18 protein-coding genes and 1 other annotated feature are annotated in these 17,294 nt (G+C 36.7%); of the genes, 4 read left to right on the top strand and 14 right to left on the bottom strand.

The window, feature by feature from the left end; genetic code table 11:
* Positions 1–10: 10 nt before the first annotated feature.
* From rplJ to IV57_RS07060, 14 genes are all read right to left on the bottom strand, one after another.
* Positions 11–517 carry a 50S ribosomal protein L10 gene (gene rplJ, locus IV57_RS06995; RefSeq protein WP_057880798.1) on the bottom strand — a complete coding sequence of 169 codons (507 nt, stop codon included), beginning with the start codon at positions 515–517 and terminating at the stop codon, positions 11–13.
* Positions 518–563: 46 nt separating this feature from the next.
* Positions 564–683, bottom strand: a sequence feature (ribosomal protein L10 leader region).
* A gap of 32 nt (positions 684–715) precedes the next feature.
* Positions 716–1,396, bottom strand: coding sequence for a 50S ribosomal protein L1 (gene rplA / locus IV57_RS07000; RefSeq protein WP_057880799.1), 681 nt, complete (start codon positions 1,394–1,396; stop codon positions 716–718).
* Between the two features lie 101 nt (positions 1,397–1,497).
* Positions 1,498–1,920, bottom strand: a complete 423-nt coding sequence (gene rplK / locus IV57_RS07005; RefSeq protein ID WP_057880800.1) for a 50S ribosomal protein L11 — start codon at positions 1,918–1,920, stop codon at positions 1,498–1,500.
* 125 nt (positions 1,921–2,045) lie between these two features.
* A complete protein-coding gene (nusG, locus tag IV57_RS07010) occupies positions 2,046–2,591 on the bottom strand; it encodes a transcription termination/antitermination protein NusG (protein ID WP_057880801.1) in 546 nt (181 codons plus the stop codon).
* Between the two features lie 95 nt (positions 2,592–2,686).
* Positions 2,687–2,872 carry a preprotein translocase subunit SecE gene (secE, locus tag IV57_RS07015; protein WP_057880802.1) on the bottom strand — a complete coding sequence of 62 codons (186 nt, stop codon included), beginning with the start codon at positions 2,870–2,872 and terminating at the stop codon, positions 2,687–2,689.
* 13 nt (positions 2,873–2,885) lie between these two features.
* Entirely contained in the window at positions 2,886–3,035 is a 150-nt protein-coding gene (gene rpmG / locus IV57_RS07020; RefSeq protein WP_057880839.1) for a 50S ribosomal protein L33, read from the bottom strand.
* Positions 3,036–3,115: 80 nt separating this feature from the next.
* Positions 3,116–3,679, bottom strand: coding sequence for a sigma-70 family RNA polymerase sigma factor (locus IV57_RS07025; RefSeq protein ID WP_162261216.1), 564 nt, complete (start codon positions 3,677–3,679; stop codon positions 3,116–3,118).
* 140 nt (positions 3,680–3,819) lie between these two features.
* The gene (rlmB, locus tag IV57_RS07030; RefSeq protein WP_057880804.1) at positions 3,820–4,602 is read right to left on the bottom strand and encodes a 23S rRNA (guanosine(2251)-2'-O)-methyltransferase RlmB; all 783 of its coding nucleotides are present in this window, start codon (positions 4,600–4,602) and stop codon (positions 3,820–3,822) included.
* A complete protein-coding gene (locus tag IV57_RS07035) occupies positions 4,583–4,996 on the bottom strand; it encodes a Mini-ribonuclease 3 (RefSeq protein ID WP_057880805.1) in 414 nt (137 codons plus the stop codon). The genes rlmB and IV57_RS07035 overlap by 20 nt, the downstream gene beginning before the upstream one ends.
* Positions 4,989–6,392, bottom strand: a complete 1,404-nt coding sequence (gene cysS / locus IV57_RS07040) for a cysteine--tRNA ligase (RefSeq protein ID WP_057880806.1) — start codon at positions 6,390–6,392, stop codon at positions 4,989–4,991. Before cysS ends, IV57_RS07035 begins: the two co-directional genes overlap by 8 nt.
* Positions 6,393–6,632: 240 nt before the next feature.
* Complete coding sequence (gene gltX, locus IV57_RS07045) at positions 6,633–8,129, bottom strand: glutamate--tRNA ligase (RefSeq protein WP_057880807.1); 1,497 nt, start codon at positions 8,127–8,129, stop codon at positions 6,633–6,635.
* Complete coding sequence (locus IV57_RS07050; protein WP_057880808.1) at positions 8,110–9,402, bottom strand: PIN/TRAM domain-containing protein; 1,293 nt, start codon at positions 9,400–9,402, stop codon at positions 8,110–8,112. The genes gltX and IV57_RS07050 overlap by 20 nt, the downstream gene beginning before the upstream one ends.
* A gap of 13 nt (positions 9,403–9,415) precedes the next feature.
* Positions 9,416–10,789: a DNA repair protein RadA gene (gene radA / locus IV57_RS07055; RefSeq protein ID WP_057880809.1), complete on the bottom strand. Its 1,374-nt coding sequence runs from the start codon at positions 10,787–10,789 to the stop codon at positions 9,416–9,418.
* Between the two features lie 18 nt (positions 10,790–10,807).
* Positions 10,808–11,350: a dCTP deaminase/dUTPase family protein gene (locus IV57_RS07060; protein WP_057880810.1), complete on the bottom strand. Its 543-nt coding sequence runs from the start codon at positions 11,348–11,350 to the stop codon at positions 10,808–10,810.
* A 131-nt stretch (positions 11,351–11,481) separates the two neighbouring features.
* Between IV57_RS07060 and IV57_RS07065 the strand changes: the two genes are divergently transcribed.
* The 4 genes from IV57_RS07065 to IV57_RS07080 all read left to right on the top strand — a co-directional run bounded on the left by IV57_RS07065 (position 11,482) and on the right by IV57_RS07080 (position 17,181).
* Entirely contained in the window at positions 11,482–11,784 is a 303-nt protein-coding gene (locus IV57_RS07065; protein ID WP_057880811.1) for a GNAT family N-acetyltransferase, read from the top strand.
* Positions 11,785–12,474, top strand: coding sequence for a ribose-5-phosphate isomerase RpiA (gene rpiA, locus IV57_RS07070; RefSeq protein ID WP_057880812.1), 690 nt, complete (start codon positions 11,785–11,787; stop codon positions 12,472–12,474). It abuts the gene before it with no gap.
* A gap of 13 nt (positions 12,475–12,487) precedes the next feature.
* A complete protein-coding gene (locus tag IV57_RS07075) occupies positions 12,488–13,831 on the top strand; it encodes a C1 family peptidase (RefSeq protein ID WP_057880813.1) in 1,344 nt (447 codons plus the stop codon).
* Between the two features lie 926 nt (positions 13,832–14,757).
* Positions 14,758–17,181 carry a Xaa-Pro dipeptidyl-peptidase gene (locus IV57_RS07080; RefSeq protein ID WP_057880814.1) on the top strand — a complete coding sequence of 808 codons (2,424 nt, stop codon included), beginning with the start codon at positions 14,758–14,760 and terminating at the stop codon, positions 17,179–17,181.
* The last annotated feature ends 113 nt before the right edge of the window (positions 17,182–17,294 follow it).

Raw genomic sequence — 17,294 nt, forward strand, 5'->3', positions numbered from 1 at the left:
TTTAATTTAATTAAGCGGCAGGTTCGTCGTCTTTAGATTCTGCAACGGCCTTAACAACCATAGCAAAGTCGCGAACTGGAGCTTGTAATACAGATGCCAACATAGATAGCAAGCCATCTCTGTCTGGTAGTGTTGCAAGTTCTTGAATTTCTTCAAGAGTTGCTGCTTTACCTTCGATGATTCCACCCTTGATTTCAACGGCTTCAACATCTTTGGCAAACTTAGCAGCTACTTTAGCAGGTCCAACTGGATCTGTTTCTGAGTAAGCAACAGCTGTAGGTCCTACGAAGAATTCTTCGAGTCCTTCAACACCAGCTTTTTCAGCAGCACGTCTCAAGATTGTGTTCTTGATAACTTGCATTGTAGCGCCTTGTTCACGTAATTCGGCACGCATTTCAGTTGCTTGTTCAACAGTAAGACCAAGGTAATCAACAACGATTACTGACTTAGCACCTACAAGTTGTTTAGCAATAGCGTCAACTTGTGCTTGTTTTTCAGCTAATACATCTTGCTTCATTAGTAATTTCACCTCCACAATTTTTTAGTTAATTATCTACAAATACGGCGGAAAAATAAAATCTCTGTGTCCTAAGGACACAGAGATTAAGTGAAATAATCTTCTGGCCTCGGCAGGATATTAAGACTTTCATCACCTGAGTCTACGGTAGAAATCAACTATATTAATCTATCATTATTTTGGTTAATAGTCAACACATTAAGCGTTAATTCTTAGACCAGGTCCAAATGTAGATGTCATGTTAACACTTGTTACATAGTTACCCTTAAGTGATGCAGGGCGTGCTTTCAAGATAGCACCGAAGAATGTATCAAAGTTTTCTGTGATCTTGTTTGTATCAAATGAAATCTTACCGATTGGTGCGTGGATAAGACCATTTGAGTCAACACGGTATGTAACTTGTCCGGCTTTAATATCATTAACAGCCTTAGTAACATCCATTGTAACAGTACCTGTCTTAGGGTTAGGCATCAAACCTTTAGGTCCAAGAACACGACCTAAACGACCTACTTTAGCCATCATAACTGGTGTTGCAACAGCAACATCAAAGTCTAACCAGCCATCTTGAATTTTTTCAACAAGGTCGTCTGAACCAACAACATCAGCGCCAGCTGCTTCTGCATCTTTAGCTTGTTGTCCTTCAGCAAACACAATAACCTTTTGTGTTTTACCAGTACCATTAGGTAGTACGATAGCACCACGAATTTGTTGATCAGCTTGCTTAGGATCGACGTCCAAGTTAACAGCAACTTCAACAGTTGCGTCAAATTTAGCGAAGTCAACCTTCTTCAATAGTTCAACAGCTTCTTCTGCAGTGTAACGTTTGTCTTTATCTACTTGTTTTAGTGCTTCTGTATATTTTTTTCCATGCTTAGCCATGCTAAGTTCCTCCTTGCTTTGTGGTCTTTCGGGGAATTAATTTTTCCCCTCCCACTTGTTAAGAATGCTTTCACATCCCTGTAACTGCTCAATCTAGTCTTTTACTTTACTTCAAAGCCCATACTTCTTGCAGTACCAGCAACCATACGCATTGCAGCTTCAACACTAGCAGCGTTTAGGTCTTTCATCTTGGTTTCAGCAATTTCGCGAACTTGGTCTTCAGTAACAGTGGCAACCTTATTAGTGTTAGGTTCGCCAGAGCCCTTTTCAACGCCAGCAGCTTTCTTCAATAGAACAGCAGCTGGTGGTGTCTTAGTAACGAAATCGAATGAACGATCTTCATATACTGAGATAACAACCGGGATAATCATACCCTTTTGATCTTGAGTACGTGCATTGAAGTCCTTTGTAAAGGCAACAATGTTAATACCAGCTTGTCCTAAAGCAGGACCAACTGGGGGAGCTGGAGTAGCCTGTCCAGCAGGGATTTGTAATTTTACTACGTTAGCAACTTGTTTAGCCACGGTGCATACCTCCTTGTTCCGTGATGTGGTCATGATGAGAATTTAAATTTTCTCTCCCACATGTATGTCTCGAAAACATACCGTTATATAGTAGCACGGCCTACTAATATTATCAATAAGTATTATTATTGTTTTTCAACTGCTTCAAAATCAACTTCAGCTGAAGTCATACGACCGAACATATCAACATCAACCTTAAGTTTTCTGTGTTCTTCATCGATTTCAGTGATCTTACCAGTTGTATCTGCAAAGGCACCATCAGTGATCTTAACAGTTTCACCAATCTCGTAATCTGTACCCTTTTGTTTCAAGTTAATACCAAGATCATTAAGAATGTGATCAATTTCTTCAGGTAATAGAGGTGCTGGCTTACTACCAGAACCATGACTGCCGACAAATCCGGTAACACCAGGTGTATTACGAACGATGAACCATGATTCATCAGACATAACCATTTCTACCAATACATAACCAGGGAAAGTTTTTTTCATCTCGGTTTTTTGTTTACCGTTTTTTACTTCTGTTTCTTCTTCTTCAGGAACAACTGCACGGAAAATATAATCCTCCATACCCATTGATTGGGCACGTGATTCTAGATTTTCCTTAACTTTGTTTTCATATCCTGAATAGGTATGTAGAACATACCATTGTTTTGCGCCAGCTTCAGCCATAATTTCCTCCAAAATTCAAAATAAAAAAACTCCGAACCAAGGTCGAAGTTTTTCTCGTTAATTTCATAATAGCAAATTTTCTTTGCTCTTACAATCTATTTACTCATTACAAATGTCTGTAATAAAGTAACCAATCCCCAGTCAACAAGTGAGAAGAAGATTGCGTACATCAATGATGTAGCGATAACGATCCATGTATCACGTCTGTTTTCTTTAAATGTAGGCCAAACAACTAATTTCATTTCTTTATTGACACTACCAAAAAATTTAAATAGTTTCATTTGTTCCTCCAGCTTATCTTGTTTCTTTATGTAATGTATGTTTACCACAATGTTTACAGAACTTCTTAACTTCTAGACGTTCTGTTCGGTTAGGGTTTTCTGTGATGGTATAGTTTCTTGAACCACACACTTCACAAGCTAATGCTACTTTTCTTAATCCCATTATATTCTCCAAAATCCAATTTATATCTATCTTAATCTTATCAATTGTATACGTTAGAGTTTTATTTGTCCATTGCATTATCATGACAAATCAAAAAGCGCCCTTCTACTTTTAAGTTTTGTTTTTGCTCGATTAATTGCTAATTCAATTCTTTGCAAGTCACATTTGGCTTTTTTACAGGCATCTTTTTTAGATATCTTCCCCAATAAAAATTGAAATGAGACTAGTTCAATATCGCTAAAGTCGGACACTATTTCTTGAATTTGATATTGAATCACCAATCGGCCACAATTCTCAACTGCTCCAATATCTCGCTGTTCTTCAATGGGCATTAAATCTAACGATTGTGCACCAATATTAGCTTTTCTTTTTTGAGCATTTTCATGCCTGATATTATCTATAATATAATTTTTAAATTTAAGTTTAAAAAAACTTCCGAATTTGGATCCACTATTTCCATCAAACACATTACAAGTTTGATAGCAGACTAAGAGAGCATCTTGATACCAATCATTAATGTCATAACCATTAATATAATATTGCGAACGCATATTATTGATCATCGGCTGATATCTTCTAACTAAATTAACTAAAGCTATTGAATCTTTATTTTCTTTAACACAGTTGATCCATAGTTTCTCCATATCAATAGTCATCTAGATCTTTTACGGACAATAATTTTATATCTATAAGATAACATCTGTCCAGACCAATTATAAGGGAACATTTGTTTACAAAAAAAGCGAATGAAATATAATCATTTAGATTATATACATTCACTTATTTAGGCATTACGTGAAGCAAAAGCTTGATATAACAAAACACCAGTTGCAACAGAAGCGTTTAAACTTTGGACATGTCCAATCATTGGAATATTCAAGGTTTGATCAGCTTGCTTCAAAACAAGTGGTGAAATACCTTTACCTTCGTTACCAATGATAAGAGCAATTGCACCTTTAGCATTCCAAGTCCGGTAGTTGTCACCTTCCATAGCAGTTCCAAAGACCCAAACATTACGTTTCTTCAAGTCGTTGATTGTATTAACTAAGTTAGTTACACGAACAACGGGCACATGTTCAATCGCACCAGTTGAAGTCTTGGCAACAACGGAAGTTAAACCGGTTGAACGATGCTTAGGCACGATGATTCCATCAACACCAACGGCATCGGCTGTCCGCATGATTGAACCTAAGTTATGAGGATCTTCGATTTTATCTAAGATCAAAATGAAAGGATCAGTCCCTTTCTTCTCAGCTGACTTAAAAATATCGTCTAATTCTGCGTATTCGTAAGGAGCAATATAAGCGGCCATTCCTTGATGATTACCATTGTTACTAATATCATCCAATTTGCTCTTAGGTACTTCTTGAACAATCAAACGATCTCTTTTAGCTAATGAGATAACTTCACCGATATGTTCACTAGAAAGTCCTTTTTGAACCAAAACTTTATTAACTCGTTGACCAGCAGTTGGGGATTTTAATAATTCCACAACTGAATGTAGTCCGTAAACTAGTTCTCTTGGTTCTTCTTCATTATTATCATTTCTATTCGAATTGTCTGTCATCTGCTTCACCTATCTCCACTTCATTTATGCACCATTGTGCTAATTCTTTTACCCGGTCTTTATTTTCCGTAATATCTAAATAACCAAAAAGTGCTTCAAACCCAGTTGACATATGATAAGTGACGACACTCGTATTCTTAGCTTTAGTATATTTTTTTGCATTACGACCATTCTTATAAATCCTGATCTCTTCATCGGACAAAACATCCTTATCGAGCATCAAAGTTATCAAAGAGGCCTGAGCCTTAGCTGAAACGTAGTGTTTCGCCTGGCGCTGTAGTTCATTTACTTTAGTGATATTTTTACCGAGGAGATGTTCACGAATATAAATTTCATAAACTGCATCCCCTAAATATGCCAAAGTTACTCCATTGAATTGCTTAACATCAGTCATTAATATGCCACCGTGTTCCTTGTGGTGTGTCTTCTAAGATCACACCCATTTCTTTTAAATGATCACGTAATTTATCGCTGGTAGCAAAGTCTTTGTTTGCTCGAGCTTCATCACGCTTATCAACCATCTTTTGAATCTCATCTGATAAATCTTTTTGATTATCCAATTCGATTCCTAAAATACTTGTCAAATCGACCATAGCTTTTAGAATAACATTTACATCATTTTTAGCAACCGTAGCTTGAGCGCTGTAGCTATTTGCTAAACTGACCAAATTGAAAATCTCTGTCAAACCATTTTGGACATTAAAGTCATCATTCATGGCTGTCTTAAAGTCTTCTTCAACTTTTGCAACTTGAGTTTGAATATCAATTTTATCATCAGTTGCATCTTTTAATCTAAACTTCAAATTATTATAAGCTGTTTTAATTTTATACAAATTATCAGCGGCTTTTTGCAAATTAGATTGAGAATATTCAAGGGGACGACGATAGTGCGTTGATGATAAGAAGAATCTCAAAACTTGAGGATCAGTTGTCTTAACTAAATCATGAACTGTGACAAAGTTACCAAGTGACTTACTCATTTTTTCATTATCTTCAACCGTTACAAAACCATTGTGCATCCAATAGTTAACAAACTTCTTGCCTGTCTTAGCTTCACTTTGAGCGATTTCATTCTCATGATGAGGAAATTCCAAATCTTGGCCACCACCATGAATATCAAAAGTATCGCCTAAGTACTTCGTCGACATTACAGAACATTCAATATGCCAACCCGGACGACCTGCACCCCATGGAGAGTCCCAACTGATTTCATTTGGTTTAGCCTTCTTCCAGAGAACAAAATCGATTGGATCTTGTTTTTTGTCAAATTCAGCATCACCAATATGTTCACTGGCACCTTCAACCAATTGATCAATATCTTGACCAGACAATTCACCATAATGTTGGAATTTCCTGGCACGGTAGAAAACATCACCTTGTGATTCATAAGCATAATCTTTATCAATCAGATCTTGCACAAAAGCGATGATTTCTGGGATATTCTCAGTTGCTCGGGGATTTTTCGTGGCCTTCTTGACATTGATTGCCGCAATATCTTCATAAAAAGCTTTGATAAAACGATCAGCTACTTCGGGAACTGTGATACCTTCCTTGTTAGCTTCTTTGATCATCTTGTCATCAACATCAGTAAAGTTTGAGACAAAGTTAACTTTATAACCTAAAAACTCCAAATAACGACGAACAGTATCAAAAGCTACGATCGAACGAGCATTCCCAATATGAATGTAGTTATAGACTGTTGGACCACAGACATACATTTTTACTTCATTAGGTGTTAATGGTTTAAATTCTTCTTTTTCGCGGGTCATGGTATTGAAAATTTTCAACATAATCTTCACCTATATAAAAAAGAGAAGTTGAGGCAAAACTAAGTTTTCCTTCAACCTCTCTTTTATTTTTTTATTTTATTTAAACGAAAGCGTGGAATATCTTGCTCCACTCTCTTTTTGAAACGAGTTACACAAGGGTAACTTCTTCCGGTTAACTCAACAAACTCTGTCGCCTGCTTCGCATTCAACTGAGTTTGTAGTGCTAATCCTCGGAAGCTGACCACCCTTGCTCCACTCTCTTTATTTCATTTCAGCTAATGTTTTATCAATGTTAGCAAGTGCTTGTTTCTTACCAAACAATTCGATAGTTTCAGCAATTGCTGGACCATGCATTGTTCTTGTAGTAGCAATTCTTGCTGGCATGTATAGTTGTCTACCTTTAACACCAGTATCGGCTCTAACTGATTGAATGGCATTCATAATTTGAGTAGCTGTGAAACGGCTCAAGTTTTCTAGTTTTCCTTTCAAATCTTCAATGGCCTTCTTAGCGTCATCATTAGCAAGTTCTTGTTGTTCATCATCTGTTAGATGTTCTGGTTGATTAAAGAAGACATCTGATAATTCAACAATTTCTTGTGTGTATGACATTTGTGGCATGTAAAGTTCAGTTAGATGTCTGACCCATTGAATTTCATCAGTAGTTGGATCGGCTGAAATATGTTTAGCTTCAACTAAGTTAGCGATAACTAAGTCAGTAATCTCACTGACATCAGCACCCTTAACATATTGGTTGTTGACCCATTCAAGTTTCTTTTGATCAAATTTAGCAGGTGATCTACTCAAACGGTTTTCATCAAAGATCTTGATAAATTGCTTACGTGTGAATAATTCATCCTCACCAACTGGTGACCAACCTAATAAAGTAATGAAGTTAAACATAGCTTCTGGTAGGTAACCTAGTTCACGATATTGTTCGATGAATTGGAGAACTGATTCATCACGTTTACTTAACTTCTTACCAGTTTCAGTATTGATGATAAGTGTCATGTGACCAAACTTAGGTGCTTCCCAGCCAAGGGCTTCATAAATCATCAATTGTTTTGGTGTATTAGCAACGTGATCATCACCACGAAGAACATGAGAAATTTCCATCAAATGGTCATCAACAACAACGGCAAAATTGTATGTAGGCATACCGTCACGTTTTTGGATAACCCAATCGCCACCGATAGTATCTGAACCGATTGAAACATTACCTTTTACGATATCATCCCATTCGTAGTTCTTACCAACTGGTACGTGGAATCTAACAACAGGTTGTAAACCAGCATCTTCTGCTTCTTTGATCTTAGCAGCCTTTTGATCATCAGACATGCCTTCAAATTCGTATTCGTAATGAGGCATTTGACCATGTGCTTCTTGGTCTTCACGCATTTTTGTTAGTTGTTCTTCAGTCAGATATGATTTGTAAGCTAAGCCCTTTTCAAGTAATTCATCAATATACTTTTGATAAATATCTTTTCTTTCTGATTGACGATAAGGACCATAGTCACCACCGACATCAGGACCTTCATCCCAGTCAATTCCAAGCCATTTAAGGTTTTCTAGTTGACTCTTTGTTCCACCTTCAACGTTACGCTTTGTATCTGTATCTTCGATACGGATAATGAAAGTTCCTTTATGACTACGTGCGAACAAGTAGTTAAAGATAGCGGTTCTAGCATTCCCAATATGTAAGTGACCTGTTGGACTTGGAGCATATCTTACACGAATTTTATTATCTGACTTTTTTGCCATTTCTTTGTTCTCCCCTTTTATTTCTCGAGTTGTTTTTAGTCGAATTCTTATTACCATTACTATTAGTATTGTTGCTACTACTATTAGGATGGCTGTTAGGACTCTCCTTGGCACTACTCTTTTCCTGGATACCATGCATTGAATGTTTAGGCTTTGCAAAAATCATTTTACCAGCGTCAGTTTGCAATGCACTAGTTACAACGACATCAACTTGTTTATTGATAAAGTATTTACCTTCTTCAACAACTACCATTGTACCGTCTTCTAGATATGCAACACCTTGTTCTCTTTCAGTACCCTCTTTTATAACTTTAACAGTCATTGTTTCTCCTGGCAAAACCATGGGTTTCAAAACTTTGGCTAGTTCATTAATGTTAAGTACTTGAACACCCTGAAATTCACTGACCTTACTTAAATTATAATCATTTGTGATGACAGCACCACCGATTTCTTTAGCCAATTTAAGTAATTTCATATCAACTTCTGGAATATTATCATAATCACGTGTTGTCGTTTCATAATTGATAGTTTGATCCATCTTGATTTCATTCAAAATATCCAAACCACGACGACCACGTTCACGTTTTTGATTATCACTTGAATCGGAAATAAGTTGTAATTCATGAACCACAAAATCCGGAATCATCAACTTACCTTCCAAAAATCCGGTCTGTGCTATTTGATGGATTCGACCATCGATCACAACTGAAGTATCCAGGATTTTATAAGGATAGTAATCCTTTTTAGCTGAACGACGAGTTACTTCACCCTCAGGAGCTATTGTTTCACTCTTATCAGCCACCTTACTATTGTTACTAGTGTTGTTATTACTATTTGTATTACGTTTCGAAATGGAGAAGTTGCTCCAATCGTTACGACGACTAGTTCCCATTCTAAATCCGATCCAACCAAAGACAATCATCAAAATTACTGGGATCACATTTGAAAACATATTGTGCATTAAATAGAACGGAATTGAGATGATATTAGCTAAAACTAACCCACCAATCAAAAATCCAGATCCATAAATGATCCAACCTGGTGATCTTGAATTTAGATATCTTTCGATTTGTTGATTCAAATCCAAAATTGGTTTAACAAACAAGAACGACACAAAATAAAATATAATACATCCAATAAGTCCGTCAAAATAGCCGTTATTGACAAAAGCAATTCCTGCTAAACCTGATACTTCCCACAAACTAGGTAATACTGTAATACCAACAGCAATACCTAATAATGCAAAAATTATATTCACTACAATTTTTCGCATAAAAACCTCCTCATTAAAAAATCTTGTGCATTGCATCCGCTACGGTGCTAACGCCAATTATTTGTATTTTATTCTTTTTCGACCAATCACCAAGATTATTCTTAGGAATAAAAATACGTTTAAAGCCTAACTTTTCAGCTTCATTGACCCGCTGGTCGATTCGGTTGACCCGACGAACTTCACCAGTCAAACCAACCTCGCCAACAAAACAATCTGTACCCGAAATTCCCATATTTTTATAGCTGGAAACAATTGACATTGCTAGGGCCAAATCGATTGCTGGTTCGTCCAATTTAACTCCACCAGTTGATTTCAAATAAGCATCTTGGTTCTGAAGCATTAAATTACCACGTTTTTCTAAAACTGCCATGATAACTGAAACACGATTATGATCCAAACCAGTGGCCGTTCGTTTAGCATTACCAAAAACCGTTGGTGTAATCAATGATTGGATTTCAACCAAAATTGGTCTTGTACCTTCCATTGAAACAACAACTGCAGAACCATTGGCATCAACAAGTCGTTCTTCCAAGAAGATTTCTGATGGATTGGCAACTTCGATCAAACCTTTAGTTTGCATTTCAAAAATACCAATTTCATTAGTCGAACCAAATCGGTTCTTAACTGAACGCAAAATACGGTAACTGTGGTTCGTGTCCCCCTCAAAGTATAGAACAGTATCCACCATGTGTTCCAATATTTTAGGTCCAGCAATGGCACCACCTTTGGTAACATGTCCCACCACAAAAATGGTGATATTTTGTTGCTTGGCAATATTCATCAATTCGGCTGTGACTTCTCTAATCTGAGAAATACTACCAACCGCTGAAGTTATCTCGGGTTCATCCATCGTCTGGACAGAATCAATGATCAAATAATCTGGATGCATGTCATCGATAGTCTGACGAATATAGCTCATATCCGTTTGAGGATAAAGATATAAATCATCCCCAGTAATACCTAAACGATCAGCTCGCATCTTGATTTGAGAAGCACTCTCTTCACCTGAAACGTATAAAACCTTACCGCCAGTATTGGCCAATTGACCAGAAACTTGCGTTAACAAGGTTGATTTACCGATTCCGGGATCGCCTCCGATTAAAATCAATGATCCTGGAACGATTCCTCCACCAAGTACCCGATTCAATTCACCCATTTGTGTCTTAACTCTAGGTTCCTTTTCAAAAGAAACATCACCAATTTTAACTGGCTTCGATGTTAAGTCACTAACTCGACGACTTGGTGTAGCACTTGCTTTGGCAGTTTCAGACCGTTCAACTTCCTCAACCATTTGATTCCAAACGCCACAGTTAGGACAACGTCCTAAGTATTTAGGTGAAACATAACCACAATTCTGACAAACAAATTTTGTTTTAGCTTTAGCCAATAAAATAGTTCCTTTCTATTATATTCCTGAAGAACCAAATCCTCCATGACGTTGTGTTAAACCACCTTCATCATCATCTGTAGTCAGATAATTAATAAAGATACCTTGGGCCAAACGTTCGCCCTTCTTGACTTTATAATCCACTGGAAAAAAGTTAATCAATTGTACGAATAATTCACCCTCGTTGGCTTCATTATTGTAATAATCAGCATCGACAACACCAATTCCATTAGGAATCGATAAACCACGTTTTAATGGATTGCTGGAACGACTAGCAATAAGTAACACTTCATCCTCCTGCATAAAAGCCTTGATCCCCGTTGGGACTAAGACCGGTTTGATTGCTTTTTGAACCTCAGTGATTTTTTCATCATCCATTTTGCCTTTATTAAGTAAAAATTTAAAAACATTTAATACACCGAATTTCCAAATTGAAGGTACTACGAAATCAGCAGCACTTTCAATATCATAACCGGCAGCATTTTTAGTTTGACGAATTGGTAAATTAATACCCTGATCCTCATATTTTTTTACAATTTCAAATCCACGTTTTTTTGTCAAATTGAAAACTCCTTACGCATTAGATATCTAAAATAATAGCATTTTAACCGCTATAAGACTATTCATAACACTGACTTTCTTCTTATAATAGAGTAAAATTAAACTAAATTAATCAAGCAGGAGGTAGTTATATGGAAATGAAACATGAAGATGGTCGTTTCTATCTCGAAGATAATGATGACATGATTGGTGAAATTACCTATTCGACAGTCAAAGATGGGGTTATTTCACTTGATCATACCTATGTTAATGATAGTTATCGTGGACAAGGTCTCGCCGGAAAATTGCTCAATGCAGCCTTAGATTATGCAGACTTAAAAAGTTTGAAGATCGTACCTGTTTGTGAATATGCTAAAGCTGCTTTTGAAAGAAAACCAGAAATCAGATTTTTATTAACTGAAAATTACCAAAAGTTACTAAAGGGGGAAAATTAGTTGGATCAAAATGAATTGAAAAAGGCCGTTGGTGTTAAATCCGTTGATTTTATTAAGAGTGATACAGTCGTTGGTCTTGGTACTGGCTCAACTGTTTACTTTATGATTGAAGAACTTGGTCGCAGATATCAAGCTGGTGAAATTAAAAACATCGTTGCTGTTACCACTTCTTCACGTTCTGAGAAGCAAGCTAAATCTCTAGGCATCCCTACTAAGGACCTCAATGATGTCGATCATATCGACTTAACCATTGATGGTGCTGACCAAATTGATAGAAATTATCAAGGTATCAAGGGTGGCGGTGCTGCTCACTTACTTGAAAAAATGGTTGCGACTAACTCAACTAAGAATATCTGGATTGTTGACCAATCAAAGTTGGCTGATACTTTAGGTAGTTTCCCATTGCCACTAGAAGTTATTCCTTTCGGTTGTGAAAAAACTTTCTCTGACCTACAAAGAGAAGAATTACATCCTGAATTTCGTTTAGATGAAAATGGCAAACGTGTTTTAACTCACAATAAAAATTATGTTATTGATTTAAAAATGGGTTCAATCACACACCCACATTTGTTGGCTGAATGGTTAGATCACCAAGTGGGAATAGTTGCACACGGACTATTTCTTGATATAGTTAATACTATTATCGTCGGTTATGATGATGGACCAAAAGTAATCGATAATATCAGATAGAGGAGAATATTGTATGACTAAAGAAATTACATCAACAGATTTAACTAAATTTCAAACTGCTTTTGAAAAGACACCCGGTTCTTCAGCAATAAAAAACGCGGTTGCTAACAACGGTTTATACAAATCAAGTGAAACTATTGCTTCTAAAGTAGCCATGGACCCAACTTTCTCAGTTGAACTTGATACTGGTAAAGTTGCTGACCAAAAACAATCTGGCCTTTGCTGGGTATTCGCTGCCTTGAACACTATGAGACACCCTCTTCAAGATAACTTCAAGATCAAGGGTTTTGAATTATCACAAGGTTACATGTTGTTCTGGGACAAATTAGAAAAATCTAACTACTTCTTCCAAAACGTTATCAACACTGCTGCCCTTCCAGTTGGCGACCGTAAAGTCGACTTCTTAATGACAACCCCTCAACAAGATGGTGGTCAATGGGATATGGTCATGGCACTTGTTCAAAAATATGGTGTCGTTCCTAAGGCTGTAATGCCTGATACATTCAGTCGAACAAACTCTTCTGAATTAAACACGGTTCTTAACAAGAAATTACGTAAAGATGCCATCATTTTACGTAACCTTGTTAATGACAACAAATCTGAAGAAGATATTAACCGTAAAAAGAATGAATTATTAAGTGAAATTTACAAGATTCTAGTTTATACAGTCGGCGTTCCACCTACTAAGTTTGACTGGTCATATCGTGATGACGACAAGAACTATCACAAAGAAACAGGCATCACACCTCAAGAGTTCTTCAAGAAATATGTTGGCTGGGATTTAGACAGTTATATTTCAACAATCAACGCACCCACTGCTGATAAACCTTACAACCACGTCTATACTGTTGAAATGTTAGGTAACGTTATCGGCGGTCGCCAAGTTCGTCACTTGAACCTTGAAATCAATGACTTCAAAAAGTTAGCTGTTAAACAACTCCAAGCTGGCGAAACAGTTTGGTTCGGTAGTGATGTTGGTCAAAGCTCTGATCGTAAGATCGGTATCATGGACACAAATATCTATGATCTTGAAGGGCTTTTGAACACTGATCTCAAGATGACTAAAGCAGAACGTCTTGATTACATCGAAAGTATGATGACCCATGCCATGGTTATTACTGGTGTTGATCTTGATGAAAACGGCAATCCACTCAAGTGGAAAGTTGAAAATTCATGGGGTGAAAAAGTCGGTAACAAGGGTTACTTCGTGATGAGTGACTCATGGTTTGATGAATACGTTTATCAACTAGTTATCAACAAGAAATACTTATCAGATGATTTAAAGAATACCTTTGAAACAGAATCTAAAGAGCCTAAAGTTCTAGCACCATGGGATCCAATGGGTGCTTTAGCTTAATCTAATTTCTACATTAATAGAACGAGAATGTATTTAACTTCCCGTTTTTCACAAAGAGGGCCCATATTAACTGATGTAATGTCAGCTAATATGGGCTCTCTTTTATCGTTGATATAAGTTTTAGTAAAACTAAAAACTATTTCTAAAGTTCGATTAGATCATAAGTTAACTTAGCTTCCCGTCTTCCATAAAAATCGGCAATAGGGTCGAACGCGGTGGGCATCGTTTCGAACCAACTCAAGTTCGGAGTTGGTTTGAAATCGAGCCTTCTACTAGGCCAGCAAAGGACGGAGGCTGACCTAGTAGAATTTCACGGCTGACCCTATTGCCGATTTTTATTCCAGACTAATTAACTCTTTGATTGTTTGTTTCTGTTAATGAAAATATATATTTTTAATTCGAAAAACCTATATTAGTTAATAGTCAATACAGGCTATTGCTAATTCCTAGAAAGATACACTAGTGACAAAAATCTATTTAAAGTCAGTAATATAAAAGCGTTTTTCAATTACATAGTATAGAAATCAACCAACTAGCTCGGAGCAAGGAAGAAAAAATGGTTCAATAGCGACATTTTACTTATTCAGCGAACCTTGCCGGATTAGTAAAAGGCCAAGCTTGAAGACTATTGTCAATGCCTATCGCATTGATGATAGGCTCCAAGTTGTGCCCGATATGTTCCAGCCATCTTTTTCTTCCTTGTGGAGAGCGGCATCATAATAATGATTCTGTTAACTTACACTCTAAGGAAAATTATCAATAACATCAATTAATTAGTCATTTTAAAATAATTAGGTTATTATCACTGATAATACAGCTAGTATTCATAAAAAATCCTTACAGTTTCAACTGAAGTTTGAAGTTTCTACTGATTTAATATAGAGTGCATTATATAAGGAATTTAATATCTAAAAGGAGTTGTCATAATGAAAAATAATCAATTTGCAATTCGTCCCACAGATTTTAAAGATCAATTAACCGAATTAAAGGAAATCAAGTTTCTGGATAGGGATAATGAATCCGAAACTGATACGATCAAGCTTTGGAAAAGTTTTCTAAGCAAGAGCTTTCTAGAAGCTCAAACATCATCTGTTCTTGAAGAAAAATTGCAGACTTATATGGCAACTAGTGACATGAATTTGGATGAATATTTGGACTCCGCCACCAATGTTACCGTTGAAGCATTCTACAATGTTGCTTTACAACTCCTCAAATTCAATCCTGATGTCGACTTTTCATTTGATAACCCATTGGCAGCCATGAAAAAGATTCAATTATTCGTCGCTGATCATCAGGCAGCTATTTTTTCAACTGATGAATTGAAATCTGCTTGGTACTGGCTCCTAGCTACTCACAATAAGATTGGGCAAACTTTTGTCGACTCCTTGGCAACTAAGGGATATTTCACACAATTCTATGGCAAAGTAACTAAACCTTTATTATTTAATGGTAAAACCTTACCTGTCTTTGATCCACATCAATTGATCCGTGAGGTCGTTTATGTCGAATCACCCCAAGATAGTGACCATGACGGTAAGCGTGACCTACTCAAGGCGGAAATCTTACGTCCCAGAGAAACTGAACAAGGCTTAAAAGTCCCAGTTCTTTATACAGCCAGTCCTTATAATCAAGGAACTAATGACGAAACTGGTGAAAAATTAACTCATAATGTCAATGTACCTTTGGCACATAAACAACCAAATAATTTAAAATATTCCGACATTGAATATCACGATTCTGAAACTCCACTACCCAGACCCCGTACAATTAATGGACAAACCAAACAAGCTGAAGAAACTTTCTCCAGAGAAAGTTCATACACCCTTAATGATTACTTCTTAGCTCGTGGATTTGCCGTCATCTACATGGCTGGTATTGGTACCAAAGATTCCGACGGTTTAAGAACCACTGGTGACTCAGAAGAAACCACTTCAACCGTTTCAATCATCAAATGGCTAACCGGTCAAGTCCCCGCCTTTACTAATCGTACCGATAATATTCAAATTAAAGCCTGGTGGACTAATCAAAAAGTTGCTATGACTGGGCGATCATATTTAGGTACTATGGCCACTGCCGCAGCAACTACCGGTGTTACGGGACTAAAAACTGTCATCAGTGAAGCTGCTATCTCCAACTGGTATGACTATTATCGTGATGGTGGCCTAGTAATTGCCCCTGGTGGTTTCCCAGGTGAAGATGCTGATGTTTTAGCTGAAGAGACCTTTAGTCGCCGTTTGCAACCAGGCGATTTTAATAAAGTAAAAGATGATTGGAATGAACAGATTAAATCTATTTATCAGGGTGAAGATCGTAACACTGGTGATTACAATACCTTCTGGGACGCTCGTAACTACCATAAAGACTTCAAGAATATCACTGCTGACGTCTTCATGGTCCATGGTTTGAACGACTGGAACGTTAAACCTAGAAACGTTGAGCGTCTCTGGAATGGCATTAAACATAACGGCGTTACGCAAAAGATTATTCTCCATCAAGGACAACATATTTATATCAACGCTTTCAGATCTATTGACTATAACGATATTATTAACCTCTGGTTAACCCATGAATTACTTGGCATTGAAAATCAGGCTAAGGAAATAATTCCTAATGTCATTATTCAGGATAATACTAAACCCGAGAATTGGACGGCCTATAAAGACTGGTCTAGCGACGAAAATAAGCAAATTAAATATAATTTATCAGCTGATAAATTAGTTACTGAAACAACTCCCACCCTTACCAAATCATTCGCCGACAAGTTAGCTGATGACACCTTTGCACTCTATCGTGATCATAACGATGCTTGGGAACATGATCTAATTGCTTCTGACGATAAGCTAAGCAAAAACCACCTTACCTTCAAAACTGATATTTTAGATAAAGATTTAATTATTGACGGTAAAACTAAAATCAATCTAAGTGTTTCCTCTAATGAAGACATTGGCCTCTTAAGTTTCCAACTAATTGATTATGGAACTGCCAAACGTCTGAATGTTTCACCTTCTATTTTGGGCAAAAATAATTTAGCGGAGACTTATGACTGGCGTGAAGATAATTTACGTGAATTCACTTCTGGTCCAGCTACTCCTTTCAAAATGATCACTAAAGGACATCTTAATTTACAAAACCGCGAAAACAACTATAAAGTTGATGAACTAAAACCCAATGTCTTTTATAATATTAATGTTGAACTACAACCAACATTTTATAAATTACTTCAGGGCCATCAACTAGGTCTGATTGTTTACGCAACAGACTTTGGCATGACGGTTCGCGGTAATCAAAATATCAAATATACAGTTCAATTGGATAATTCATCATTACTTGTCCCTGTCCACTTGAATTAAAACCCAAATCGGCTAAATGCTTTGATATATATCGAAACTAACGCGACTAAAATTAAGTGGTTTCATACTATCAAATCTAATGTTACAATTGCCGTTGAACTGTTTATTTTTGG

It is taken from the genome of Companilactobacillus kimchiensis (assembly GCF_001438805.1).
GTDB lineage: Bacteria > Bacillota > Bacilli > Lactobacillales > Lactobacillaceae > Companilactobacillus > Companilactobacillus kimchiensis.

What these genes read in the sequence shown, in the direction of transcription:
- secE (WP_057880802.1), bottom strand. Translation starts at nt 2,872, where the DNA reads ATGAAACTATTTAAATTTTTTGGTAGTGTCAATAAAGAAATGAAATTA.
- IV57_RS07035 (WP_057880805.1), bottom strand. Translation starts at nt 4,996, where the DNA reads ATGACTGATGTTAAGCAATTCAATGGAGTAACTTTGGCATATTTAGGG.
- cysS (WP_057880806.1), bottom strand. Translation starts at nt 6,392, where the DNA reads ATGTTGAAAATTTTCAATACCATGACCCGCGAAAAAGAAGAATTTAAA.
- rplJ (WP_057880798.1), bottom strand. Translation starts at nt 517, where the DNA reads ATGAAGCAAGATGTATTAGCTGAAAAACAAGCACAAGTTGACGCTATT.
- rplA (WP_057880799.1), bottom strand. Translation starts at nt 1,396, where the DNA reads ATGGCTAAGCATGGAAAAAAATATACAGAAGCACTAAAACAAGTAGAT.
- rpmG (WP_057880839.1), bottom strand. Translation starts at nt 3,035, where the DNA reads ATGGGATTAAGAAAAGTAGCATTAGCTTGTGAAGTGTGTGGTTCAAGA.
- IV57_RS07025 (WP_162261216.1), bottom strand. Translation starts at nt 3,679, where the DNA reads ATGGAGAAACTATGGATCAACTGTGTTAAAGAAAATAAAGATTCAATA.
- IV57_RS07065 (WP_057880811.1), top strand. Translation starts at nt 11,482, where the DNA reads ATGGAAATGAAACATGAAGATGGTCGTTTCTATCTCGAAGATAATGAT.
- IV57_RS07080 (WP_057880814.1), top strand. Translation starts at nt 14,758, where the DNA reads ATGAAAAATAATCAATTTGCAATTCGTCCCACAGATTTTAAAGATCAA.
- gltX (WP_057880807.1), bottom strand. Translation starts at nt 8,129, where the DNA reads ATGGCAAAAAAGTCAGATAATAAAATTCGTGTAAGATATGCTCCAAGT.
- IV57_RS07050 (WP_057880808.1), bottom strand. Translation starts at nt 9,402, where the DNA reads ATGCGAAAAATTGTAGTGAATATAATTTTTGCATTATTAGGTATTGCT.
- IV57_RS07075 (WP_057880813.1), top strand. Translation starts at nt 12,488, where the DNA reads ATGACTAAAGAAATTACATCAACAGATTTAACTAAATTTCAAACTGCT.
- nusG (WP_057880801.1), bottom strand. Translation starts at nt 2,591, where the DNA reads ATGGCTGAAGCTGGCGCAAAACAATGGTATGTTCTACATACCTATTCA.
- rlmB (WP_057880804.1), bottom strand. Translation starts at nt 4,602, where the DNA reads ATGACAGACAATTCGAATAGAAATGATAATAATGAAGAAGAACCAAGA.